Here is a 24,767-nt window from a genome sequence, read left to right as displayed (position 1 = left end):
CCTCTCCCAAGAGCCATAAAATAAGATATGCATCCTGAATCCAGCCCTCTCGGCGAATTTGATCTCATTGAGCGTTTTTTTAAAACGGGGTCAGATGCCATGGGCTCAAATAAAGAGCAAGCTATCGCCCTGGGAATGGGGGATGATTGCGCCCTTCTCAAATCCAGACCTAACGAAGAAATTGCCATTACTTCCGATATGCTGGTTGAGGGGAGGCATTTTTTTGCCGATGCCGATCCAGAGTTACTCGGCCGCAAAGCTCTAGCAGTCAACCTTTCAGACCTGGCGGCTATGGGAGCAAAGCCTATCGGATTCACCTTGGCAATCGCTTTACCGATGGTCAATACCGCTTGGCTTGCAGCCTTTTCCAAAGGCCTCTTTGCTATTGCAAATGAATATTCTTGCTCACTCATTGGCGGCGACACCACTGCTGGCCCCCTCACAATTTCCATTACAGCATTTGGCAGCATCCCCTTCGGAAAAGCCATTCGAAGATCAGGGGCAAAAGTTGGGGATGATATTTGGATTTCAGGAACGATTGGTGATGCGAGACTCGCTCTTGCTGCGCTGCGTCATGAAATCATTCTTTCCGAGCAAGATTTAAAGCAAATAGAACATCGTATGCATGACCCCGCTCCCCGAATAGAGCTTGGTATCAAACTTCGCGATATCGCAAGCGCAGCCTTGGATGTATCGGATGGATTGCTTGGCGACCTTCAGCACATTCTCAAACAGTCTGAAGTGGGGGCGGAAATATTTTTAGCGCTTCTGCCAAAATCTGCAACCTTACAAAAACAGAATGAGGCCATCCAAAATCAATTTGCCGCCAGCGGTGGTGACGATTATGAAATTTGTTTCACTGCTCCGATTGAGAAGAGGGCTGCTATTGATGGGATCAGCAAAGATCTTAATTTATCCCTCGCTAGAATCGGCAGCATTAGGAAAGCAGCAGGCGAAGCCGGAAAATTACATTTACTCAATCAGCATGGCGACCTACTAAACGCTACCCAAACAGCAACGCTGCTTGCATCCTTTGACCACTTTGCAAAATGAGTATCCCCAAAGATCCCGATCCAGTAATACCCACTTTTAAATGGGTAAGACAAACTGCAAGTCGCACTATTGCGTTTGGCTTTGGCAGCGGCCTAAGCCCTGTGGCACCTGGTACTGCAGGCACTCTTTGGGCTTGGGCAGCGTTCTTAGTAGGGGAGTATTTTCTATCTACAGAGGACTTTCTCTGGATTATTGGTGGCGGCATTATTTTGGGATGCTGGATCTGCGGTCACGTCAGCGAAGAGTTGGGTAAAAAAGATTTTGGTGGAATTGTTTGGGATGAAATCATCGCCTTTTGGATTGTGCTGCTGTTGATCATGCCAAGCAGCATTTGGATGCAGACAATCGCTTTTGGACTCTTCCGTTTTTTTGATGCCCTCAAGCCAGGACCCATTGGAATGATTGATTGTCACTTTAAAAATCTAGAGAATAATCACAACCCATCAACCATATTACAAATTATCTGGCGCGGGTTTGGCATCATGGTGGATGACCTTGCTGCAGCCTTTTTCACGCTTCTAGTGATTGCTTTGATACAAAAGATGATGCCACTATGAACTCTATTAATCACGCTAAAGAACTAGCTCAACTATTAACTACCAAAAGCTGGAAACTGGCGCTGGCTGAATCTTGTACAGGTGGCCTCGTCTGCGCCACCCTAACGGAACTATCAGGATCAAGCGCATGGTTTGAGCGTGGCTACATCACCTATAGCAACCAAGCCAAAACTGAGTGCCTAGGGGTTCCGGCAGAACTCATAGAGTCCCACGGTGCGGTCAGTGAACCGGTGGCTAAAGCCATGGCACAGGGAGCTCAAATCAACGCAGGCGTTGATCTTGCCATTGCCATTACTGGAATTGCCGGCCCCACCGGAGGGTCAAAAGATAAGCCTGTGGGAACTGTTTGTTTTGGGTGGGTCATCAGAAATGTTGCCGGCACAAATATCACCACTTGTGAAACCAAACTATTTGATGGAGATCGGCAAGCGATACGCCAACAGGCAACTGATCATGCTTTAGCAGGTCTAATTCAATTGCTAAAGAACTAATTACTTCATCCAACCCTTACTATGGAAGTAAACCAACGGAATAATGGCTGAAACAATCATTGCGCCAATTGCCATTGGATAACCCCAAGTGGCATCTAACTCAGGCATGTGTTTGTAGTTCATGCCCCAAATGCTGGCCAAGAGAGTAGGCGGCATTAAGGCAACAGATACCACCGAGAAGATCTTGATAATCTTAGATTGGTTCAAGTTAATGAAGCCGACTGTTGCATCCATCAAGAAGTTGATCTTGTCGAACAAGAATGCAGTATGGTTCTCGAGCGAGTCAATATCTCGCAAAATTTGACGCGCTTCCTCTTGCTGTTCATCTGATAACAACTTACTTCGCATCAGAAAAGATAAGGCTCTGCGCGTATCCATCACATTACGACGGATACGTCCGTTGGTATCTTCTTCCTTAGCAATCGTCTCTAAAACCTCTGCAGCATCAGCATCGTTAATGCTGTCAGAAAGAACTCGCTTACCGGCTTGCTCGAGATTTTCGTAAACCTCTTCTAGCGCATCGGCAGAGTACTCAGCATCGGTGGAATACAGATCCAGCAAAACATCTTTTGCATTGCTCACTGAACCAGGTCGCAAGCGTGCGCGCAAACGCACCAAGCGGAACACTGGTAAATCTTCATCATGAATCGAGAACAGGACTTGCTTGGTCAGGACAAACGCAACTCGCACGTTGCGAGAGGTTTCTTCTTCATCCAATAAAAAATCAGTGCGGATATGAAGATGACCATCGTCGGCCTCAAAATAGCGCGCGGAAGCTTCCAAATCGCCCAAATCATCCAATTCAGGTAAGAGCACGCCAAACGCCTCTTTAATCCAAATCAGCTCTTCTTCTTCTGGATCAACTACGTCAATCCAGATAGGATTAGCGTATTGCAACAATTCATTGCGATCTTCCACTTGCTCTTGAGAGAGGCGGCCATTTTGCAGGACGAACAAGTTGATCATGGTGAACTCCTAAGGAATGTGCGCTAGTTTATCCTATACACCATGACAGTTTCACTAAAATAAGCCAAATCCAATGAACTCTCGCTCAAATACCTTTAACCAGCAACTCCAGTCTGCATGGGCTTCCCAAGGCAGTATGCTGTGTGTTGGTTTTGACCCTGATCCTAAGCGCTTGCCCTCATCCCTCCAGGGCAAACCTGAGGGAATATTTGAGTTCTGTCGCGAAATCGCTGATGCGACTGCCGATTTAGTGTGCGCATTTAAACCCCAGTTTGCTTACTTTGCCTCTCAAAGAGCCGAGGCGCAACTAGAAAAACTCATTCAGCACCTCAAGGATAAGTACCCCCATATTCCTGTAATCTTAGATTCCAAGCGCGGAGATATTGGGAGCACTGCAGATCACTATGCTCTCGAAGCCTTTGAACGGTATGGAGCAGATGCAGTCACAGTAAACCCCTATATGGGCTTTGACACAATCGAGCCGTATCTGAAGCATGCTGGCAAAGGTGTCATTGTGCTTTGTCGCACATCAAATCCCGGTGGATCAGATTTGCAATTTATCAATACCGCTTCTGGTGAACCCCTTTATTTGCATGTTGCTAAACTGGCCGCACAAAAGTGGAATAGCTCTGGCCAAATTAGCCTGGTAGTAGGCGCCACATTTCCTGAAGAGATTGCTAAGGTGCGTGCGATTATTGGCGATATGCCTTTACTCATTCCAGGCATTGGCGCCCAGGGCGGTGATATTGATGCTACCGTTGCAGCAGGTCGCATTACCCATGCTCCGGGCACTGGAATGATCATTAATTCATCTAGAGCCATTTTGTATGCCAGCGTTGGTAGTGATTTTGCCCAGGCAGCAAGAGCGGTAGCGCAAAGCACGCGTGATGCCCTCAGGGTTGCTAGTGCCAAGTAGACTGAGAGGCAATAAATTATTGCTTGATTGATTTACTGCTTTTAGCTGACGAATAAGGCGCTAAGGCAACCCGATCCATATTTTCCAAGATGAACTCTTGGCGAGTTGGAAAATGAATATTAGCCTTACGACAATATTGCGGCTTATCAAAACACTTTGGTGCGGGCAAGGCAGAGGCCAATGCGGCGGCATGGTCTCGATCCAATGCGGCTGGAGTGCTTGCGTAATAGTAGTGAGCAGCAGATCCTATACCAAAGATACCCTCACCCCACTCAACTGAATTGAGATAGATCTCAAATAAACGTTGTTTTGAGAGGGTTAGCTCCAAAAGTTCAGTAATGATGAGCTCTTGCCCCTTACGCAAATAATTTTGCTCAGAAGAAAGAAAGAGATTTTTTGCTAACTGCTGAGTAATTGTTGAGCCACCACGCAAAGCGGTCCTAGAGCTACCCACCTGAGTTCTTTGTTGATTTTTTTCCCAAGCTTTTTTCATATCTTCAAACCGAAAACCGTTGTGCTGAAAAAAAATATCATCCTCACTGACCAATACCGCACGCTTAAGATTGTTGGAAATCTTGTCATAAGGAGTCCACTCAGAATAGACTGGGCACGACCAATGCCATGAACACAAACGCCAACGTTCAGCCCTCTGAAACGCAGTACTAGCAGGATTGAGTCCGATCCAGAGGGCGATTTGAATCACAAAGTAAATCTGCATTGCGACAAAACCACAGAGCAAACACTTGACCAGGTAAGTAAGCCAACGCATTAGAAAGTCAGTCGAATAGTAGAACTAACTGCGAAGCTTAGCTAAGACTGCACGTGAATCAATTGCTGTCGCCAAGTCTTCACCGCGCCACAATAAAAATGCATCAGCGGCTTGCTCAACTAACATCCCTAAGCCATCACTTACCCGTGCACCTTTTTGCAAAGCTTGTTGCATAAAGGCCGTAGATTTGCCGTAGACCATCTCGTATGCAAAGGAACTTGGCACAAAAATATTGATGGCTGCCGCAGGAGTCAAAGGTGATTCATCCACTAATCCTGCGGCTGTAGCATTGATTACCAAATCAAATGGGTAAGGGGTAGTTGAAGAATCCTCTAATTCCAATAAGGATCTAGATTCCAGAGCAACTTCTTTAGAAGCCGCTAGATCAGCAAACAACTTCACGAGTTCATCCGCTTTTGCAGTAGATCGATTAGCAATCACCAAACACTTTGGTGATTGCTCTAGCAATGGTCCAATCACACCGCGTGCGGCACCACCAGCACCTAGAAGCAATATCCTAGATTGATGAATCGCAAGGCCCTGTGCTGACAAGTCGCGCACCAGTCCAGCACCATCGGTATTGTCGCCAAAGACTTTGCCCTCTTTTATCCATAAGGTGTTGACCGCTCCTGCTAACTTGGCGCGCGAACTTAATACATCCGCAAAAGCTTGCGCGTCCAATTTAAATGGCACTGTGATATTCATGCCTTTTCCACCTGCGGCGAAGAAAGATTTGGCTGCGGCAGCAAATGAATAAATTTCAGGCTGCAAGCGACCATAGTGCATTTTTTGGCTCGCCTGCTCTGCAAAGTGTTGATGAATTACGGGAGATTTGCTATGGGCAATTGGATTGCCAGCAACAGCATAAACATCCAGCCCCGAAAATAGACCGGGATCAGTATGTAGATCGACAGATTTAGGTGAACTCATGATGACTACAGAATAAGCGAATTTAGAAACTATCTTTAAAAAAGTTAACGCTTAAGCTCTAAGTAGTCAGAGCCATCTCGAGTGAACTCAAAGGTAGAAACCCAATCGAGCACATCGATCTGATTACGCATTTCTGAAGGAAATGGTCCGAAGGGGGCGGAGGCACGCACGATGGCAAGAGCCTGCCTATCCAACTCAGGATTGCCTGAGCTGCGACCTATTGATAGGCCATCTTTACCCTGGGCGTTTGTAGTAATGCGTCCTTGGGCATCCACACTGACCACAATCACTAAGCTGCCATACAAAGGGTGGCCATTAGCGCGTGGGAAAAATGCACTTCCATAAGCTTCTATCTTCTGACGCATAGCGTCGTAGTAGTGCGCAAAAGTCACTGCTTTGGCATTGGCGCCAGTCAACACTTTACGTCGAGGCTCGCGCCCATCAGTCTGCAAACGCTTGGCTAATTCAGCCTCTAGCGAATTGAGTTGTGGGGTCATTTTTTGATCATCACCACTCTTACGTCCGCCCGAACGAGTAAATTGCTCATCCAGTTTTGCCAACATTTGCTTCTGTTGTTTCTCTAAAACCTCTAGTCGAGCCTCTGCCCCTAAACGCGCACGGTGCAAAGCAGTTGCATCTTGGTTCATTGTTTTGCCGCCGCCTTGTAAATCAGCTTGGGCTAATTTATTGGCCTCCTTCGGCGGCGTTTTATTGCTGGCATTTACCAACACAACGCTCAGGGGGGTGTTAAGGCGACGATTCTCAACTTCTCCAATTCCCCAGCGTATCGAGAGAAAAATAATATGAATGAGAAGCGATACACAAAGGGCTAGACGAAATGGGTGGCGTCGCCAAGCAGTTTGAAAATAAAGTATTCCCTTATTTAATGTTTTAGGCATCACGAATCCTGCAGATTTAATCTGGGCTACCATCTTCTGCAGCGCTAACTTCAGGCACCTCGACTTTAGCTTCAATTTCCAATACCCTGACGGCGGCACTTAACTGCAATAGATCGATATCTTCCAAGACTACCTCAGCACGGGTCATCCGCGGATGACTTGCCAACTCCGGTATAGGCAAATGGAGCGGCACCAGCTCGAGTCGAGACATTCCTTCCTTTAAATGACGAACGTGTACATTTTTTGATTCACCATCTTGAATAGCCCAACGCAAACACCAATACTTCTCCAATCTATCTTGATACTCACCGTAAGTTTGATAACAAGACTCAAAATCTGCCGCAATCCCCATCAAAGTGGCATCTCGAGGCGGAAAAGGTGCGACCATCTTTGCAGTCACACCATGTTTAGCCAGGGCAATCAATTGCCATTGGTTTACCAAATCAGAGTAACGACGTAGAGGTGATGTACACCATGCGTAGTAATCCAAGCCTAAGCCTTCATGAGGACCCGGGGTGGTTTGCATACGGGTGCGTAGAGGCCCCCAACCCTTTTGGGTTCTGAATAAGCCAGGCAAACCATGATCAGCTAACAGCTGCCCTGAGGCGCTATTACAGAAAATCATCCATTCCGCAACGATCGTATCGAGAATCGATCCGCGCTGACGGGGCTCAATCTCGACGCGCTGGACCCCATTCACATCCTGAATCTGGAAATGAAAATCTCTTGCTAAAGCGTTGGGATCAATGAGACCTAACTGCTCTGGGCGAAGGCCATTAGCCACTCGCTTTTCTTGACGTCCAGCATGCAGATGTTTAGCCGCTTTCCATAAAATGGCGAGCTCTTTACGATATGGATAAGCCGCACCCTCATCCAGCAAGCTATCTTCGCTAACAAGGTGTTCAATATTCTCTAAACGCAAATTAGCTGCCATTGGCACCATCTCAGCACGCATTTGCAGGGAATCCCTGTTCGCAACCCCTTCTGGATCGACATCAACATAAATCGATAAGGCCGGCCTCGAAGCACCTGCATCCAAAGAGAATTGCTCAATGACCGAGTCAGGCAACATCGTGATTTTGTCACCTGGGAAATATACGGTAGACATACGAGTACGCGCTACCTGATCAAGTGAGTCATCTTTGGTAATCGCTAAGCCGGGGGCAGCAATATGAACACCAATGCGATGAACTCCTTCTCCCAAATCAGTTACTGATAAAGCATCATCAATCTCTGTTGTACCCGAGTCATCAATTGAGAAAGCTTTCACGTCTGCGAGTGGCAGATCTGCAATGGCAGCAGCGTAAGCAGATTGATCAACCCCAATGCCCTGACTATGCGCAGCGCCATTGGGGAAGTGTGCTTTCAGAAACATGCCTTGGTGATAAGCCAGGGGCGAAAGAATTGCACCGCACCGAATCATCAACTGCGCCGGAGATTCACCAGTCTCAGCGCATGCGGCTAACAATGCTTTATACGCAGTGGTATTTTTATCCGGTGAAAACAATAATTGCTGAGAAGAAGATTTGAGCACTTCCGGGAAAGTGCCGGCAACCAATTCTTGTTGCCATGCAGACTGCTGCTCCAATTCTTTTTGTTTGCGCTCAAGCGCAGCTAAGCCGGCCTGCAGTTGCTCTAGGGGCGCCCTCTGAAAGCGGCCACGCCCCTTGCGACGAAAAAATACTGGGGCTCCTTGCAAAGCAATTGCTAAAGAGACTTGCTGCGGGATAGTTGCTTGTGCGCCAAAATATTCATGAGAAACATCGACCAAACCAAACTCTTCATCTGGAGCGCAATCCCACAGTAACTGCAAATCGATATTCTGAGATAAAGCAGTGGCCTCGTCCATCACGGCTTGAGGCTCAGGCTTTTCAAAGCGGAGCCAAACTTCCTTTGCTTTGAGTTTGATCTTCTTTCCAGAAAGACTAGTGGCCTGCCAAGACTCGGCATCACCTGTGCCCGATGCAGACTGCACTGCGGCAATCTTAATATCGCCACCTTCTTCGTATAAAAGATTCATACTCAGAGGGAAATTCCGCCGCTAGCCTCTAATGCAACTCCATTGACATAGCTAGCTTCATCGCTGGCTAAGAATAAATAGACATTGGCCATTTCTTCTGGAGTGCCAAGGCGGCCAAGCCAACTTCGCCTCTCAATATCTTGCAGAATATTTTCAGGCATTGCTTTAACCATTTCGGTAGCAATAAAGCCGGGGCAGACTGCATTCACTCGAATACCTTTGGGGCCCAACTCTCGAGCCCAAGTCTTGGTAAAGCCAATCACCCCAAATTTGGTGGCTGAATAATTGGTTTGACCAAAGTTACCGTAAATACCAACTACACTAGATGCATTCACAATCGCACCTGATTTAGCCTCTAGCATATGCGGAACAATTATCTGCGTGCAATTGAAAACACCCTTCAAATTGACATCAATTACAGAGTCAAATTGCGCCTCTGTCATCTTCACCAGACGGGCATCTTGCGTAATACCAGCGTTATTAATCAAGATATCTATACGACCGTGTTTTTGCATCACCTGATCCACAACCGCCTGAATACTGGCACGATCAGTCACGTTCATGGCATAAGCTTCTGCCTTCGGAATTTGTGCGGCAGCGCCTTTTACAGACTCTAAATTCATATCCGCAACGATTGTGATTGCGCCTTCTCCCGCAAAGCGCTGAGCAGTAGCGAAGCCAATCCCTTTAGCGCCACCCGTGATAATTGCTACTTTGTCTTTTAATCTGTCACCCATTTTTTACTTTCTTTTTCTATTGGCCTGCAATAGCTTTTAATAGTTTTTGATGTACGCCACCAAATCCGCCATTACTCATCACCAAGACATGATCCCCAGGCCTTGCTTCTTTTGCAAGCACACCTACTAAAACATCAAGGTCATCAAAAGCAAATGCTTTGCCCTGCTCTTTCATATTGAGCGGAGATAAGACCTCTGCCAAGTCCCAACCTAGAGACTCCTTACCAGTATTGGCACCATAGGCAAAAACTTTATCCACCTGCTCCAAGCTGCCAGGTAACTGAGCCTTCATCACCCCAAGCTTCATCGTATTAGAGCGAGGCTCCAAGACAGCCAAGATGCGGCTCTTACCAACGCGACGACGTAAACCATCCACAGTTGTCGTAATGGCAGTTGGATGATGCGCAAAATCGTCATAGATAGTGATGTCATTTACAACACCGACGGTCTCGAGGCGTCGTTTGACATTCTTAAATTCTGCCAGGGCGCGAGCAGAATCTGCCGGGGGAATACCAACGTGGCTTGCCGATGCAATTGCTGCAAGAGCATTTAATTGGTTATGACGACCCATTATTCCGGAGTCTACAGCCCAATGCACTTTTGCGACTTCTTTACCGGATCTGTGGACAATAAACCCATCGCCCTCTTGAGAAATAAATGACCATTCGTTACTAGTAGCATGACCAAAACACTCTACTGGCGCCCAGGCACCCTTTGTAATCACACTCGCTAGGGCAGGCTCTTCACCATTCACCACCAACAAACCTTCGCTCGGGACCGTGCGAACTAAATGATGAAACTGGGTTTCAATGGCTGCTAGATCAGCAAAAATATCGGCGTGATCAAACTCCAAGTTATTTAGCAAGGCAGTGCGCGGTCTGTAGTGGACAAACTTACTGCGCTTATCAAAGAATGCGGTGTCATATTCATCGGCCTCGATCACAAAATATTTGCTCTCACCTAAACGTGCAGATACCGGGAAATTCAGCGGCACTCCGCCAATCAAATAGCCAGGCTTATAGCCATTAAATTCAAGTATCCAGGTGAGCATGGCTGATGTTGTTGTCTTACCGTGTGTGCCAGCAACCGCCAAAACATGTCGGCCATATAAAACTTGCTCGCCCAACCACTGCGGCCCAGAAATATAAGGGAGTCCTTGATTGAGAATGGCCTCCATTAGTGGATTGCCACGAGAGACCACGTTGCCGATAACAAATAAATCAGGCATCGTCTCAAACTGTAATAATTGATCCGGTGAAAATCCTTCAATCAATTCGATGCCTTGAGCCTCAAGTTGAGTACTCATTGGTGGATACACATTAGCATCACAACCAGTTACACGGTGACCGGCTTGCCGAGCGATTGCGGCAATCCCGCCCATGAAAGTACCGCAGATGCCTAAGATATGTATATGCATCTACGAATTTTAGCGAAGGAGTTGCAATGAACCGAAGACAATTACTGATCATCTGCGGAATCAGTCTCATAGCCTTACTTGGCGGCGTCTTCACTTCCCAATGGATTTCGCAAACTGGCTTAGCCAGTGAACCATCCGTTAAGGCCTTTTTTGCGAACCCTTGGCAAAGTCCAGATGGAAAAACAGCCAATACTGCGCAATGGCGAGGGAAAGTCTTAGTAGTTAACTTTTGGGCCTCCTGGTGCCCTCCCTGTGTTGAAGAAATGCCGGCCTTAGACCAGCTTCAGCGGGAATATATGCAGCAAAATGTAGTATTTGTCGGCATCGGCATCGATTCACCCTCTAATATTCTAGAATTTCTGGAAAAGACCCCTGTAAGCTACCCTATTCTCATTGGCGGCCTGGAAGGCAGCAGTCTCTCCAAGCAAATGGGAAATACTCAAGGTGCACTCCCTTACACCGTAATCATTAATAGCAAAGGTAAATCTACTTTTACTAAATTAGGAAAGATAAACGAAGAAGAGCTCAGAAAAGCAATTAAGTCTGCTTTATAGGCCATCTTATTGATTTTCTGTACTGATACCCCTTCTCTTTATTGCATAGAAAATAGGCAATAAATCGAATTTGTTTCAGTAACTTCATCTAAAAACCCCAAAAATTCGCTTTTTTAGACGCCTAGGAAGGTATACTTCGGGCATAACATGTGAAGCAATTAACATCTAACTGCCTCTAAAAACAGGGATCTATGTCGAAAAAAGCTTCAATTCTCGTAATTCAGGGCCCAAATCTCAACCTATTAGGCACTCGTGAACCAGAGGTTTATGGAAAAACTACGCTTGAAGACATTCACCAAAAGCTGGAAGATTTAGCCAAAGCTGAATCTGTAAACCTCAGCACCTACCAAAGCAACCATGAAGGCGAGCTAATTGACCGCATTCAAAAAGCCAAACTAGATGGGGTTGATTTCATCATCATTAACCCAGGCGCCTTTACCCACACTAGCGTTGCCCTGCGGGATGTTTTAGCTGGGGTAGCCATTCCCTTTGTGGAAATTCATTTATCTAATATTCATCAGCGCGAAGAGTTTCGTAAGCACTCCTATTTATCTGACATTGCTACGGGAGTAATTTGTGGTTTAGGCGCTATTGGTTATGAATTAGCGCTCAAAGCAGCCATTACCCATTTACAAAAATAATTCTATTCAAAGTATTAGAAGAGAGGAAGCACTCGTATGGATCTGAGAAAACTAAAAACCTTGATCGACCTAGTTTCTGAATCAGGCATTTCTGAGTTAGAGGTGAACGAAGGTGAAGACCGTGTCCGCATCGTAAATGCTGGCTCTTCAGCCCCTGCTGGACAAACAGTTTATGCAAACCCGGCGCCCATTCATGCTGCTCAAACTGCCCCTACAGCAGTTGCGGGAGTAGGAGCGGTAGCTGAAGCGCCTGCCACTGAAACTGGCTCTGTTGCGCGCTCACCAATGGTGGGTACTTTCTATCGTGCCCCAAATCCAGAATCCCCAAATTTTGTAAGCATTGGTGACACTGTAAAAGTAGGCCAAACCCTTTGCATTATTGAAGCCATGAAATTGCTCAATGAAATTGAGTCAGAGTATGCCGGTGTCGTGAGAGAAATTCTTTGCGAAAACGGTCAAGGCGTTGAATTTGATCAACCACTTTTCATCATTGCTTAATTCTTTAAGCCCTCTAGTCCATCTTTACCTAACTTAGAGCCTACATGTTCGATAAGATTCTGATCGCCAATCGGGGGGAAATTGCTCTCCGAATCCAACGTGCTTGCCGCGAATTGGGAATTAAAACTGTAGTGGTGTATTCCACTGCAGATAAAGAAGCTAAATATGTGAAGCTTGCTGATGAAGCGGTGTGTATTGGTCCAGCGCCTTCCCCACTCAGTTATCTCAACATGCCGGCCATTATTTCTGCAGCTGAGGTGACTGATGCCGAAGCAATTCACCCTGGCTATGGTTTTCTTTCCGAGAATGCTGACTTTGCTGAACGGGTTGAGAAATCAGGCTTCGCCTTCATAGGTCCGACTGCAGCATCGATTCGGCTCATGGGTGACAAAGTTTCTGCGAAACGCGCCATGATTAAAGCAGGCGTCCCTTGCGTTCCTGGCTCTGAGGGTGCACTGCCGGATGATCCAAAAGAAATTATTGCTGCCGCAAAAAAAGTTGGCTATCCGGTCATCATTAAAGCTGCCGGTGGTGGTGGTGGTCGCGGCATGCGAGTTGTGCATACCGAAGCAGCTCTGATCAACGCAGTAAACATGACTCGTGAAGAAGCAGGCCGCGCTTTTGGTAATCCAGAAGTCTATATGGAGAAGTTTCTAGAAAAACCCCGGCACGTAGAGATTCAAATTCTGGCCGATACCCATGGCAATGCGATTTGGTTAGGCGAACGTGATTGCTCGATGCAACGTCGCCATCAAAAAGTCATTGAAGAAGCTCCAGCGCCTGGCATTGATCGCCGCTTGATTGCAAAAATTGGTGAGCGCTGCGCAGAAGCCTGCCGAAAAATTGCTTATCGTGGCGCAGGAACCTTCGAATTCCTCTATGAGAATGGTGAATTCTTCTTCATTGAGATGAATACCCGAGTTCAAGTTGAACATCCAGTGACTGAAATGATTACCGGCGTAGACATTGTTCAAGAACAGATTCGGATTGCAGCTGGCCTCAAATTAAATTATCGCCAGAAGGATATTGTGTTCCGTGGTCATGCAATCGAATGTCGCCTAAATGCTGAGGATCCATTTAAATTCACGCCAAGCCCAGGCAAAATTGGCTCATTCCATATGCCAGGCGGCCCCGGAATTCGTGTCGACTCTCATGCCTATAGCGGTTATGTAGTTCCTTCGAACTATGACTCCATGATTGGTAAATTGATTTCTTATGGCAACACTCGCGAACAAGCGATCCGCCGCATGCAAATAGCCCTTTCAGAAATGGTCATTGACGGCATCACTACCAATGTGCCCCTCCATCGCGAATTGATGTTGGACCCTAATTTCATCGAAGGCGGTACCAGTATCCATTACCTTGAGCATCGCTTGGAAGAGCAAGCTGCAAGTCGCGGAAAATCTTAATTCATGCGAGCACCTCATGTCTTACCGTGAACTGGTCTTCACGGTAGCTGCTGAAACTGCTGAATCCTTAGGTGATGTTCTGCTTGAGCTGGGGGCACTTTCTGTCACGGTAGAAGATGATGCAGCTGGTGGACATGATGAAAACCCGCTTTATGGAGAACCTGGTCTATCGCCAGAAATTCAGGCTTGGGATAGATCTGCTGTTACAGCCCTTTTCAATCCAGACATCGACGCCTCAGCTAGCGCAGAATTTATTCCTGAGTTACTTGATTCCCTGAAAGAAGCTGGCTTTAATCTTACAGCCCCTCAAGAAAAAATCGTTGAAGAACAAGATTGGGTAAGGCTCACTCAAAGCCAATTTGCACCTATTCAGATTGGTAAGCGCATTTGGGTTGTGCCATCTTGGCATGAAGCTCCCTCCGATCCGGATGCGATTTGCTTAGCTGTAGATCCAGGCCTTGCCTTTGGCACGGGCAGTCACCCCACCACCCATCTATGCTTACTGTGGCTTGAAGAACATCAGGGCCTACAACAACAAAGTCTTTTGGATTACGGTTGTGGGTCTGGCATTCTCGCGATTGCAGCTGCAAAACTCGGTTGCAATCCAGTCGTAGGCACTGATATTGATCCTCAAGCAATGATTGCCGCCCGCAGTAATGCGCAAATTAATCACACCGTAATTCAGTTTGTTTTGCCAAACGAAAACGCCCCTCAGCTTGCTGCAGAAACAAAATATGACATCGTGATGGCCAATATCTTAGCCAACCCACTACAAGTTCTGGCGCCAGCATTGGTAAACAAAATGCGCCCAGGCGGACAGATTGTTTTATCCGGCGTACTTGCGCGCCAAGCTGATGAAGTAATCTCCACCTACAGTCAATGGCTGACCCTTACCGTTTGGAAAGAGAGTGATGGCTGGGTTTGCTTGCATGGGGCCCTGAGTCAAGACAAGCAGAATGTCAGCAAAACTGATATTGCTGCACCTGCTGAAAAAAAAAGAACTAAGTTAGCCCTACAGCTCTGCTTTTTTGCCCTGCTACTTGTATTTGGTGAGCATCTTTCTAGAAATTCTTTACTGCCTACATTAGCACCACGTGTTGATGGCACATCACATTCGTTTGCTGTCAGTGCATTTTCTGTTTTGCAGCGTGTTGATCAAAAATTATGTCACGCACTAGGCTGCGTAAATCGCCCTGTAAGCGATTTTGCAGCTTGGAAAATAATCTCAGCCACGCTATCACCTGAAAGTGCAGGAGAGGGCCTTAAAAGCGGCGTAAATCAATCATTACTGCAGGTTGAAATACAAAATCGTCTCGCAATAGCTGTTTTACCCCCAAATTTAGAAATTTCTCTCACTGATGCAGAAGAATCTGAGATCCAATCAATTCAAATAAGCCCAAAAGAATGGTTGCCTATTGCTTGGCAAGAATCTCATTCTGATTTTTTGCGGACAGGCATCCCCTCAGGCGAGCAGATTCAGTCCGAGTTACCAATTTCCTTGCCACAGAATGCTGCTGGCTATCGCGTCAGAGTCTTTTACCCCTAAGCAACTCACTGATTTCACTTTTTCTTTATTCTCATCCTTAATTCCTATTCATTTTTTACAGAAAGCAATTTATGGCTAGCTTGATCTGCGGCTCTATCGCCTATGACACCATCATGAACTTTGAAGGCAAATTTGCCGACCAAATCCTGCCTGAGCAGATTCATATTCTGAATGTGGCCTTCTTAGTACCAACCATGCGCCGAGAATTCGGTGGCTGCGCAGGTAATATCGCCTACAACCTCAAGATCTTAGGTGGTGACCCGATCATCATGGCAACGGTTGGCGGTGATGCCTCTCCCTATATGAGCCGTCTTGAGCAGCTGAAGATTGATGCTAGCCACATACGTCAAATTGACCAAGCCTTCACGGCGCAGGCGATGATTACAACCGATCAAGCCAATAATCAGATTACTGCCTTTCATCCAGGTGCAATGGGTGAATCCCATCTCAACCAAGTTTCTGCAGTACTTGCAGAGCGCAGTAAAAACTCTAAGGGCGCAGCCAAATTTGGCATCGTCGCTCCAGATGGTCGTCAAGGCATGTGGGAGCACTGCCATCAATTAGCAGAAGCCAACATTCCATTTATTTTTGATCCAGGCCAAGGTCTGCCGATGTTTAACGGTCCAGAACTACTGGAGTTGGTTGATATTGCAAGTTATCTGGCTGTAAATGACTATGAAGGCGAAATGCTTTCACAAAGAACCGGGCTGAGCCTAGCCAAGGTAGCTGAGCGAGTAAGGGCCTTGATTGTTACCAAAGGAGCCGAGGGTGCTGACATCTATTCTGATGGTAAGTGCATCTCCATTCCATCCGTACCAGCGACAAAGGTAGTTGACCCAACCGGATGTGGTGATGCTTTTCGTGGTGGCTTACTTTTTGGACTCGAAAATGGCATGGACTGGGAAACAACCGGTCGCCTAGCCAGTTTGATGGGCTCAATCAAAATTACCCATCAGGGACCACAAAATCATCAATTAAGCCAGGCTCAGATTGCTGAGCAATTTAAAACTGCTTTTGGCTTTAGTTACTAAGCGCAATCTAAAATCGCTCAGCAATAAAAAAGGGGTCTCGTTAGAGACCCCTTCTGGTAACACCCGTCTGATTAAGGACGTGTGCCAGTTGGGAAGGGCCAAGCAGCAGCAGATGTTGCTAGAGCAGCTTTCTTAGCCACGGGCTTTTTTACAGCAGAGCCCGCTTTCTTCGCAGCAGGCTTACTTACTTTTTTTTTGCTACGCGTTTTTTAGCAGCTGGACGCTTCTTAGCGGCTGGCTTTTTAGCGGCAGCTTTTTTAGCAGCTGGGCGCTTCTTAGCAGCAGGACGCTTCTTAGCAGCTACTTTTTTCTTCGCAGCAGGACGCTTCTTAGCAGCTACTTTTTTAGCAGCAGGCTTCTTAGCAGCTACTTTTTTCTTCGCAGCTGGTTTCTTTGCAGCAGGTTTTTTCTTGGCGATTGCCATAGTCATACTCCTTCACGTGAGGATTGATACAAACTACCGATTAAGAAGACCCGACCACTCATTTCCGCCTGGTTTTGCAACCAATTAGATCTGACGAGCGAGCCATTCATCGGCGCGCGGCTTGATGCTAAGTGCTGCACGCTAATGAATCCTGGAAAAAAAGCCGCAGCCCCAAAGGGCAACGGCTTCTTAAATGTGGTGGAAAAAATAGAGAGAATAGCTCTGGCACCCTTGAGTAAGGGTTTTCGGATTTGAGTCTGTTTCTGCTGACTTCTTAAACTATCCAACCGTCTAATCTCCTATTTAGCCAGTTGTGCGCTTACTAATTACTTTACTACTCCCAACTTAGCGCACCACCGGTCTGATACTCAATAACGCGTGTCTCAAAAAAGTTTCGTTCTTTTTTCAGATCAATCATTTCTGACATCCATGGAAATGGATTCTCTTCATTTGGGAACATCGCGTCAAGTCCTATTTGCAAACATCTGCGATTACAAATGTATCTTAGGTAACCTTTGAACATTGGAGCGTTCAATCCGAGCACTCCTCGAGGCATCGTATCTTCGGCATAACGGTACTCTAATTCGACTGCTTTTTCAAAGATAGATTTAATCTCGTCTTTGAACGCGGAAGTCCATAACTGCGGGTTCTCCAGCTTGATTTGGTTAATCAAATCGATGCCAAAATTGCAGTGCATTGACTCGTCACGAAGGATGTATTGATACTGCTCAGCAGCACCCGTCATTTTGTTTTGACGACCCATTGCAAGTATTTGCGTAAAACCAACATAAAAGAACAAACCTTCCATCACACAAGCAAAAACGATGAGTGAACGAAGCAACATTTGGTCAGCTTCTAGCGTGCCAGTCTTGAAATTTGGGTCTGTCAACACGTTAATAAACGGAATTAAGAATTGGTCTTTGGCGCGAATAGACTCAATTTCGTTGTACGCATTGAAGATTTCGCTCTGATCTAAACCTAAAGATTCGACAATATATTGGTACGCATGAGTATGAATCGCCTCTTCAAAAGCCTGACGCAATAGGTATTGACGGCACTCTGGAGCAGTAATGTGGCGATAAGTACCCAAAACAATATTATTTGCCGCCAAAGAATCAGCAGTGGTAAAGAAACCCAGATTGCGTTTGATGATGCGACGCTCATCTTCAGTCAAACCATTAGGATCCTTCCAAAGCGCGATATCGCGGTTCATATTGATCTCTTGTGGCATCCAATGGTTTGCACATCCAGCCAAATATTTTTCCCAAGCCCACTTATATTTAAATGGCACCAGTTGATTTACATCAGTCTTGGCATTAATCACGCGCTTATCAGCCGCGTTTACACGCAATGCCGCGCCACCAGCTAAGTTAGCGGCTTCTACCGGTGCCGACGCGACAGTTTGCGGTGCCATTGCCACTTGATCTGGCCGTGGACGTTGTGGCTCCACTGCAACCGGCTGCGGTGGAACACCAGCTTTCGCTAACGCTGGAGCAACTTCCTCATCCCAATTCAACATAACTTTCTCCTAAATTCTTTTATTTCTGACCAATAAGCAAATTGCTTATTGGCATGCTTCACATTCTTCAAAGCCGGCGTCGCCAGGGCGCATAGTACAAACTGGACCGTCTGCCTCAACCGCACCACCAGCACCTGCTGCCGCAGCTGCATCTGTACCGTTTACGCCGCCGCCACTTGAAACTGAGTTTAATTGACCGCTAGCAACAGTTGATTTCTCAACGTGAGTTGCAGCCATAGTGCGGAGGTAATACGTTGTCTTCAGGCCGCGCAACCATGCCAACTTGTAGGTGTCATCCAATTTCTTACCAGATGCGCCGCCCATATAGATATTCAATGACTGAGCCTGGTCAATCCACTTCTGACGACGAGAGGCAGCTTCAACCAACCAGCTTGGCTCCACTTCAAAGGCGGTCGCATATAAATCACGCAAGTCTTGTGGAATACGATCAATCTTAGATAGAGTACCGTCAAAGTACTTCAAATCAGCAATCATGACTTCATCCCAAAGGCCGCGATCCTTCAAATCACGCACCAAGTACTCGTTTACCACGGTGAACTCACCAGAAAGATTCGATTTCACGAACAAATTCTGGAAAGTAGGTTCGATACAGGCGGAAACGCCAATGATGTTTGAAATCGTTGCTGTTGGTGCAATCGCTACGCAATTAGAGTTGCGCATTCCGTGCTGTTTGATGCGTGCACGCAAACCGCTCCAATCCATGGTTGAGGAGTTATCTACCTCAACATAGCCGCCACGCTCTTGCGCTAATAGCGCTACTGAGTCTTGCGGAAGGATGCCACGATCCCACAAGGAACCTTTATAGGTACTATAAACGCCACGCTCTTCAGCCAATTCGCATGAAGCCTGATATGCGTAGTAGCAAACCGCTTCCATAGAGGAGTCGGCGAACTTTACCGCCTCATCGCTAGCGTAAGGAATTCGCTGCATATGCAAGCAATCCTGGAAGCCCATAATGCCCATGCCAACGGGACGATGCTTCAAATTGGAATTACGGGCCTTAGCAACTGCGTAATAGTTAATATCAATCACGTTGTCCAGCATGCGCATAGCAGTACGAACAGTCTTCTGAAGCTTCTCATGGTCCAAAATCATCTTGCCGTTAGCGTCAGTCGTCATGTGTGCTGTCAAGTTCACGGAACCCAAGTTACAAACAGCAATCTCTTCCTCATTAGTGTTGAGGGTAATTTCAGTACACAGGTTGGACGAGTGAACCACGCCAACGTGCTGCTGTGGGCTACGAATATTGCAAGGATCTTTGAAAGTAATCCATGGGTGGCCTGTTTCAAACAGCATACCCAGCATCTTGCGCCATAACTGTTGCGCCGGAATTCTGCGGAATGGTTTTAACTCGCCACGGTCAGCTTTTTGTTCATAGGCAACATAAGCCTCTTCAAATGCTTTGCCGTACTTGTCATGCAAGTCAGGAGTGTTGGATGGGGAGAACAGAGTCCAATCGCCGTTTTCCATAACACGCTTCATGAACAAGTCAGGAATCCAGTTGGAGGTATTCATATCATGCGTACGGCGACGGTCGTCACCAGTGTTCTTGCGCAACTCTAAGAACTCTTCAACATCTAGATGCCATGTTTCCAAGTAGGCACAAACTGCACCCTTGCGCTTTCCGCCTTGGTTAACAGCTACCGCAGTGTCATTAACTACCTTCAAGAATGGCACAACGCCTTGTGATTTACCGTTAGTACCTTTGATATGGCTACCTAGGGCGCGGACGTTAGTCCAGTCATTGCCCAAGCCACCAGCGAACTTGGATAACAGAGCATTTTCTTTCAAGGCTTCGTAAATGCCATCGAGATCATCTTCGACCGTTGTCAAGTAGCAGCTAGAAAGCTGTGGGCGAGTTGTTGCTGAATTAAATAGAGTTGGTGTGCTAGACATGAAATCAAATGTAGAGAGGATTTCATAGAACTCAATCGCACGGCGCTCACGGTCCATCTCATTTAAAGCCAAGCCCATCGCCACCCGCATAAAGAAAGCCTGCGGCATTTCAATGCGACGCTCTTCAATATGCAAGAAATAACGGTCATACAACGTTTGCAAACCGAGGTAGTTGAACTGCAAGTCGCGGCTCGCGTTTAAGGCTGCAGCCAAGCGCGGTAAGTCAAACTCACGCATACGTGGGTCTAACAACTCCGCAGAAATACCTTCATTGATGTACTTGGCAAAGTAAGTGCCGTATTCAGTCTGTGTATCGCCTTGCAATACCTCTTTACCAAAAATCTCTTTACGGATCACGTGCATCAAGATACGAGCTGTCACCTGACTATATGCAGGATCCTTCTCGATCAAGGTACGGGATGCCAAGATGGCAGAGTCATACACTTGCGCCATTGGTACGCCGTCGTACAAATTCTTAATGGTTTCAGTAATGATTGGTGTAGCATCAATCTGATTACCCAAACCTTCGCAAGCTGCCTCAATCACAGTGCGCAAAGCAGCCATGTCAAGCCACTTCTCGACGCCGTTATCGGTAACCTTGATGCCAGACTCACCGGCTTGATTGGCCACTTGAGTATCTTGCGAGGCTACTTGCTGAGCAGCACGCTCTTGGTTGCGCTTTTCGCGGTAAAGAACATAGGCACGAGCAACGTTGTGCTCACCACTGCGCATTAAAGCCAATTCAACCTGGTCTTGAATATCTTCAATGTGGAAAGTGCCACCATTTGGGCGACTACGCAATAAAGCACGCACCACTGAATGTGTTAGTTGCTCGACTTGCTCGCGCACACGTGCAGATGCCGCTCCTTGGCCACCATTCACCGCTAAAAATGCCTTAGTTACAGCAATCGCAATCTTAGATGGCTCAAATGCAACAACAGAACCATTGCGGCGAATAATCTTATAGTCAGACAACTGGGTTGCCTGGCTGCCGCCAACACCACCCGCCACAAAACCGGCAGAAGGGGTCTGATTAATTGCCCCCGCAGGACTGATTCCTGGGTTATTTGCTCCAGGTGTTTGGCCTGCTGTCTGTGGATTTGCGTATGTCATGTTATTCCTGCGTCTATATATAGTGATTTGGACAAAATACCGTTAAAAAACAATGGGGTATTGCTACATTCAAACACTACATCTAGTGTCTCGAAGTGCATTTGATACTAAGTATAGGGAAATATTTAGTCTTTGGTAAGCTTTTTCTGACTATTGCTTATTAGTATTTTTACTAAGTTTTACAATAATTTAGGGGTCATTTTGGTGCGGAATTTTTAGCCCTTTTTAGCTAAAGGCTAAAAAAGTGAGCGTATGCTCACATACAAAGATTTGAACTAACGAGAAACTACGCCGTACGGTATTTTTTCTTCCGAAATACCTGTCTCTTTTTGGAACTTTCCCCAATCAAAATATTTTCCAGGATCTGTTTTTCGCCCCGGGGAAATGTCGCTATGTCCTGCAAATTGCAAATTTGGATAAGTCCGTAGCAATTTCTGCACAAGTCCTGCTAATGCTGTGTATTGAGCATCTTCAAATGGCGTCTCTCCATCACCCTCCAACTCAACGCCAATCGAAAAATCATTACATCTTTCTCTACCCATGAAGGAGGATGCGCCAGCGTGCCACGCCCTCTCCCCAGCAGAAACAAACTGAATCAGCTCGCCAGATCGCGTAATTAGAAAATGACTTGAGACTTTTTGTTCGGCAATCTCTGCAAAATAGGGATGTGCGTTTGGATCTAATGTGTTTTGGAAAAAGTTGATGATGTGTTGATTAGATGCACGACTTTGAAATTCGCCAGGCGGCAGACTAATGTGATGAATTACCAGTAACTCAGGAGCCACTCCTTCTGGCCTTGGGTCCTTATTTGGCGAAACATGTCTACTGGCGACGCCAAGCCAGCCATGAGGATCCAATACATCAAGATGCTGTTTTGAACAATAAAACCGGCCATCATGAAGAATTGCATCAGATTGCGGTAGATGTACTTTGCAATGCTGGCATTGAATCATTGTCTTGGGCTCAGTGAGCGTCTGATCATTACCAGTCCTGGGGCTGCTTGATTGCTCCCGATCAAATTTGGCTTGCTTTTTTCCCTTAAGCCACAAATAGAAGAGGCCCGCTCCGGCAAGTAGTAAAAGCCACTTAATCAAAGGTCATACTCTCTGAAGAATCACTTCCAACACAAAACGGCTACCGACATAAGCGAGAAGCAAAGCGGTGTATGCGCTCAATACCCAACGAATCGCAGCCCTGCCGCGCAATCCAACCCTCCAACGCGCAATGAGTAAACCTGCAAACAAGAACCAAGAAATCAGCGCAAAAATAGTTTTGTGATCAAAAACAAAAGGCTTGCCAAATAAGGCTTGAGAAAATAGCAGGCCTGAAAACACTGTCAGGCTTAACAGGGCAAAGCCAACGTAGAGCAAATTAAATAATAGGCTTTCCATTGTCATCAATGGAGGTAACTCCTCCAACCAATGCGCAAGACGGCTATTGGGAACAATAGCTAACTGGCGATGTAGTGCTCGGTCCTGAACACTCATTAACATGGCATGCATCGCAGCCAAACTGAGCAAGCCTACAGAAATCGTTGCCACTATGAAGTGGCCTTTGAACCAAGGGTCCGATACTGCTTTAGGTGAAATTAATGTCCCAGGGAATAAATTGGGCAACATAGTACAAACAAGGGCAAATAACAAAGCCATCCAGCGCAAACTGGAGATTGGCAAAAACCAAGACTGGAACCAGTAAAAAGCAAGGCCAACCCAGGCAATCAGTGATAAGTCCTGGGCAAACCCAAAAACAAATCCTTGGGAAGTAAAGACTGAGTCATGAAGTTCAATGGCATGAACCAGCAAAACCAAGAAAATACCCGCCTGCACAAGCCCAGAAAATAAAGGCGACTCTATGCTGCCTCTAGCTCCCGAGCCCAAAATCAGCAAAAGGAGCAAGTAAAGCACAGATGGGAGCCATCCCGAACTTGAGTAACCTAAAATATCCATCTAGAAAGTCTAATCCATAAATGCTAGAGAACCTTACCGACCGCTTATCCCGCGTTGTTAAAACAATGCGGGGGCAAGCCCGCCTAACTGAAGCCAACACCGCAGAAATGCTGCGGGAGATCCGCCTGGCCCTATTGGAGGCTGACGTAGCGCTCCCAGTAGTCAAGTCTTTGCTCGAGCAAATTAAATTTAAAGCCCTTGGCGAAGAAGTGGTTGGCAGCCTTAGTCCAGGACAAGCTTTAGTTGGCGTAGTACAGCATGAACTCGCCCAAGTCATGATGGGCGACACCAATCAAAGTGGCGAACTCAATTTAGCCACCCAGCCTCCAGCAGTGATTTTGATGGCGGGGTTGCAGGGCGCAGGCAAAACAACCTCTGTTGGCAAGCTAGCTAAGTGGCTCCAAGAAAAGAAAAAGAAGAAAGTTCTTACAGTTTCTTGCGACGTCTATCGGCCAGCCGCCATCGAACAACTTGAAACGGTTACCAAGCAGGTTGGTGCGGAATTTTTCCCAAGCAATGTTAATCAAAAACCAAACGACATTGCTCTCGCAGCTTTAGATTGGGCACGCCGTCATTATTTTGATGTGGTCTTAGTCGATACCGCAGGTCGCTTAGGCATTGACGAAGCACTCATGCAAGAAATTAAAACGTTGCATGCAAGCCTGAATCCAATTGAAACCTTGTTTGTAGTGGACGCCATGCTCGGTCAAGATGCTGTTAATACTGCTAAAGCCTTCCATGAAGCGCTACCACTGACTGGCGTGATTCTTACCAAGCTAGACGGCGACTCACGCGGTGGTGCCGCCCTTTCAGTGCGTCAAGTGACTGGCGTGCCACTCAAATTTATTGGCGTAGCTGAAAAAATGGATGGTCTTGAGGCCTTTGATGCCGAGCGCATGGCCAATCGTATTTTGGGTATGGGCGACATTCTGGCTTTGGTGGAACAAGCGCAGCAGCATGTTGATGTTGCTAAAGCTGAAAAGTTAGCAAGCAAGATCTCTAAAGGTGGATTTGATCTAGGAGACTTTCGCGATCAACTCATGCAAATGCAAAAAATGGGTGGCATGGCAAGCTTGATGGATAAATTACCCAGCCAGGTTACTCAAGCAGCTTCCAAAACAAATCTTAGTAATGCCGACAAACAAACAACCCGTATGCGCGGCATTATCGACAGTATGACGCCACGTGAACGTAGCAAACCAGAGCTACTCAAAGCCAGTCGCAAGCGACGTATTGCGGCAGGTGCCGGTGTAGAAGTACAAGAAGTGAATCGCCTACTTGCTCAGTTTGAGCAAATGCAAACCATGATGAAACAATTTAAGGGTGGGAAGATGGCTCGCACCATGGCAAGTATGGCCGCAAAGGGAGCCGCCAAAGGTATTGGCGGGCTCTTTAAAAAATAAACTAATTAAGT

At 46.6% G+C, this 24,767-nt stretch carries 23 protein-coding genes and 1 pseudogene; 12 read left to right on the top strand and 12 right to left on the bottom strand.

Features of this window, described 5'->3' with window-relative positions; genetic code table 11:
• Positions 1–27 precede the first annotated feature (27 nt).
• Genes thiL through AOC07_RS01165 form a run of 3 tightly spaced genes read left to right on the top strand, consistent with a single transcriptional unit; the run spans position 28 to position 2,101 of the window.
• Entirely contained in the window at positions 28–1,053 is a 1,026-nt protein-coding gene (gene thiL, locus AOC07_RS01175) for a thiamine-phosphate kinase (protein ID WP_215293586.1), read from the top strand.
• The gene (locus AOC07_RS01170) at positions 1,050–1,610 is read left to right on the top strand and encodes a phosphatidylglycerophosphatase A (RefSeq protein WP_215357809.1); all 561 of its coding nucleotides are present in this window, start codon (positions 1,050–1,052) and stop codon (positions 1,608–1,610) included. The genes thiL and AOC07_RS01170 overlap by 4 nt, the downstream gene beginning before the upstream one ends.
• Positions 1,607–2,101, top strand: coding sequence for a CinA family protein (locus tag AOC07_RS01165; RefSeq protein ID WP_215357808.1), 495 nt, complete (start codon positions 1,607–1,609; stop codon positions 2,099–2,101). The genes AOC07_RS01170 and AOC07_RS01165 overlap by 4 nt, the downstream gene beginning before the upstream one ends.
• On the opposite strand, the gene corA is transcribed toward AOC07_RS01165, so the two are convergent.
• On the bottom strand, positions 2,102–3,067 hold the full coding sequence (gene corA, locus AOC07_RS01160) for a magnesium/cobalt transporter CorA (RefSeq protein WP_215293583.1): 966 nt from the start codon (positions 3,065–3,067) through the stop codon (positions 2,102–2,104).
• Between the two features lie 73 nt (positions 3,068–3,140).
• Here corA and pyrF point away from each other — a divergent pair, with 73 nt between their 5' ends.
• Positions 3,141–3,983 (top strand): orotidine-5'-phosphate decarboxylase, encoded by an 843-nt coding sequence (gene pyrF / locus AOC07_RS01155; RefSeq protein WP_215293582.1) that lies wholly within the window; start codon positions 3,141–3,143, stop codon positions 3,981–3,983.
• Between the two features lie 16 nt (positions 3,984–3,999).
• On the opposite strand, the gene mtgA is transcribed toward pyrF, so the two are convergent.
• From mtgA to mpl, 6 genes are read right to left on the bottom strand one after another with little or no spacing between them, the layout of a single operon-like run.
• Positions 4,000–4,752 carry a monofunctional biosynthetic peptidoglycan transglycosylase gene (gene mtgA / locus AOC07_RS01150; RefSeq protein ID WP_215357807.1) on the bottom strand — a complete coding sequence of 251 codons (753 nt, stop codon included), beginning with the start codon at positions 4,750–4,752 and terminating at the stop codon, positions 4,000–4,002.
• A gap of 24 nt (positions 4,753–4,776) precedes the next feature.
• A complete protein-coding gene (gene aroE, locus AOC07_RS01145; protein WP_215357806.1) occupies positions 4,777–5,682 on the bottom strand; it encodes a shikimate dehydrogenase in 906 nt (301 codons plus the stop codon).
• Positions 5,683–5,726: 44 nt separating this feature from the next.
• Positions 5,727–6,581, bottom strand: coding sequence for a TonB family protein (locus tag AOC07_RS01140; RefSeq protein ID WP_251371683.1), 855 nt, complete (start codon positions 6,579–6,581; stop codon positions 5,727–5,729).
• 16 nt (positions 6,582–6,597) lie between these two features.
• Positions 6,598–8,601: a ribonuclease catalytic domain-containing protein gene (locus AOC07_RS01135; RefSeq protein WP_215357804.1), complete on the bottom strand. Its 2,004-nt coding sequence runs from the start codon at positions 8,599–8,601 to the stop codon at positions 6,598–6,600.
• Between the two features lie 2 nt (positions 8,602–8,603).
• The gene (locus AOC07_RS01130) at positions 8,604–9,338 is read right to left on the bottom strand and encodes a beta-ketoacyl-ACP reductase (protein ID WP_215293577.1); all 735 of its coding nucleotides are present in this window, start codon (positions 9,336–9,338) and stop codon (positions 8,604–8,606) included.
• 16 nt (positions 9,339–9,354) lie between these two features.
• A complete protein-coding gene (gene mpl, locus AOC07_RS01125; RefSeq protein WP_215357803.1) occupies positions 9,355–10,755 on the bottom strand; it encodes a UDP-N-acetylmuramate:L-alanyl-gamma-D-glutamyl-meso-diaminopimelate ligase in 1,401 nt (466 codons plus the stop codon).
• Between the two features lie 26 nt (positions 10,756–10,781).
• Here mpl and AOC07_RS01120 point away from each other — a divergent pair, with 26 nt between their 5' ends.
• From AOC07_RS01120 to AOC07_RS01095, 7 genes and pseudogenes are all read left to right on the top strand, one after another.
• Positions 10,782–11,309 (top strand): TlpA disulfide reductase family protein, encoded by a 528-nt coding sequence (locus AOC07_RS01120; protein ID WP_215357802.1) that lies wholly within the window; start codon positions 10,782–10,784, stop codon positions 11,307–11,309.
• A 191-nt stretch (positions 11,310–11,500) separates the two neighbouring features.
• On the top strand, positions 11,501–11,950 hold the full coding sequence (aroQ, locus tag AOC07_RS01115) for a type II 3-dehydroquinate dehydratase (protein ID WP_215293574.1): 450 nt from the start codon (positions 11,501–11,503) through the stop codon (positions 11,948–11,950).
• Positions 11,951–11,986: 36 nt separating this feature from the next.
• The gene (gene accB / locus AOC07_RS01110; protein WP_215293573.1) at positions 11,987–12,448 is read left to right on the top strand and encodes an acetyl-CoA carboxylase biotin carboxyl carrier protein; all 462 of its coding nucleotides are present in this window, start codon (positions 11,987–11,989) and stop codon (positions 12,446–12,448) included.
• 44 nt (positions 12,449–12,492) lie between these two features.
• Positions 12,493–13,857 carry an acetyl-CoA carboxylase biotin carboxylase subunit gene (gene accC, locus AOC07_RS01105; protein WP_215293572.1) on the top strand — a complete coding sequence of 455 codons (1,365 nt, stop codon included), beginning with the start codon at positions 12,493–12,495 and terminating at the stop codon, positions 13,855–13,857.
• 16 nt (positions 13,858–13,873) lie between these two features.
• Positions 13,874–14,791, top strand: a pseudogene (prmA, locus tag AOC07_RS09380) (50S ribosomal protein L11 methyltransferase); the annotation flags it as partial.
• Positions 14,783–15,403 (top strand): DUF3426 domain-containing protein, encoded by a 621-nt coding sequence (locus AOC07_RS09375; protein ID WP_251371734.1) that lies wholly within the window; start codon positions 14,783–14,785, stop codon positions 15,401–15,403. The pseudogene prmA and the gene AOC07_RS09375, both read left to right, overlap by 9 nt.
• Before the next feature lie 71 nt (positions 15,404–15,474).
• Positions 15,475–16,434, top strand: coding sequence for a carbohydrate kinase family protein (locus AOC07_RS01095; protein ID WP_215357800.1), 960 nt, complete (start codon positions 15,475–15,477; stop codon positions 16,432–16,434).
• Between the two features lie 184 nt (positions 16,435–16,618).
• On the opposite strand, the gene AOC07_RS01090 is transcribed toward AOC07_RS01095, so the two are convergent.
• The 5 genes from AOC07_RS01090 to AOC07_RS01070 form a co-directional block, all read right to left on the bottom strand.
• Positions 16,619–16,858, bottom strand: coding sequence for a hypothetical protein (locus AOC07_RS01090; protein WP_371816721.1), 240 nt, complete (start codon positions 16,856–16,858; stop codon positions 16,619–16,621).
• 334 nt (positions 16,859–17,192) lie between these two features.
• Complete coding sequence (locus AOC07_RS01085; protein WP_215357799.1) at positions 17,193–18,377, bottom strand: ribonucleotide-diphosphate reductase subunit beta; 1,185 nt, start codon at positions 18,375–18,377, stop codon at positions 17,193–17,195.
• Positions 18,378–18,422: 45 nt separating this feature from the next.
• Positions 18,423–21,407, bottom strand: coding sequence for a ribonucleoside-diphosphate reductase subunit alpha (locus tag AOC07_RS01080; protein ID WP_215293568.1), 2,985 nt, complete (start codon positions 21,405–21,407; stop codon positions 18,423–18,425).
• Between the two features lie 275 nt (positions 21,408–21,682).
• Positions 21,683–22,501 carry a 1,6-anhydro-N-acetylmuramyl-L-alanine amidase AmpD gene (gene ampD / locus AOC07_RS01075; protein WP_256437847.1) on the bottom strand — a complete coding sequence of 273 codons (819 nt, stop codon included), beginning with the start codon at positions 22,499–22,501 and terminating at the stop codon, positions 21,683–21,685.
• A gap of 3 nt (positions 22,502–22,504) precedes the next feature.
• Entirely contained in the window at positions 22,505–23,353 is an 849-nt protein-coding gene (locus AOC07_RS01070; protein ID WP_215357797.1) for an inner membrane protein YpjD, read from the bottom strand.
• Between the two features lie 20 nt (positions 23,354–23,373).
• Here AOC07_RS01070 and ffh point away from each other — a divergent pair, with 20 nt between their 5' ends.
• On the top strand, positions 23,374–24,756 hold the full coding sequence (gene ffh, locus AOC07_RS01065) for a signal recognition particle protein (protein ID WP_215357795.1): 1,383 nt from the start codon (positions 23,374–23,376) through the stop codon (positions 24,754–24,756).
• Positions 24,757–24,767: the final 11 nt, after the last annotated feature.

Origin of the sequence: Polynucleobacter sp. UB-Raua-W9, assembly GCF_018687435.1 — a bacterium.
Taxonomy (GTDB): Bacteria; Pseudomonadota; Gammaproteobacteria; order Burkholderiales; family Burkholderiaceae; genus Polynucleobacter.
This window is presented reverse-complemented; position numbering and strand designations above follow the sequence as displayed.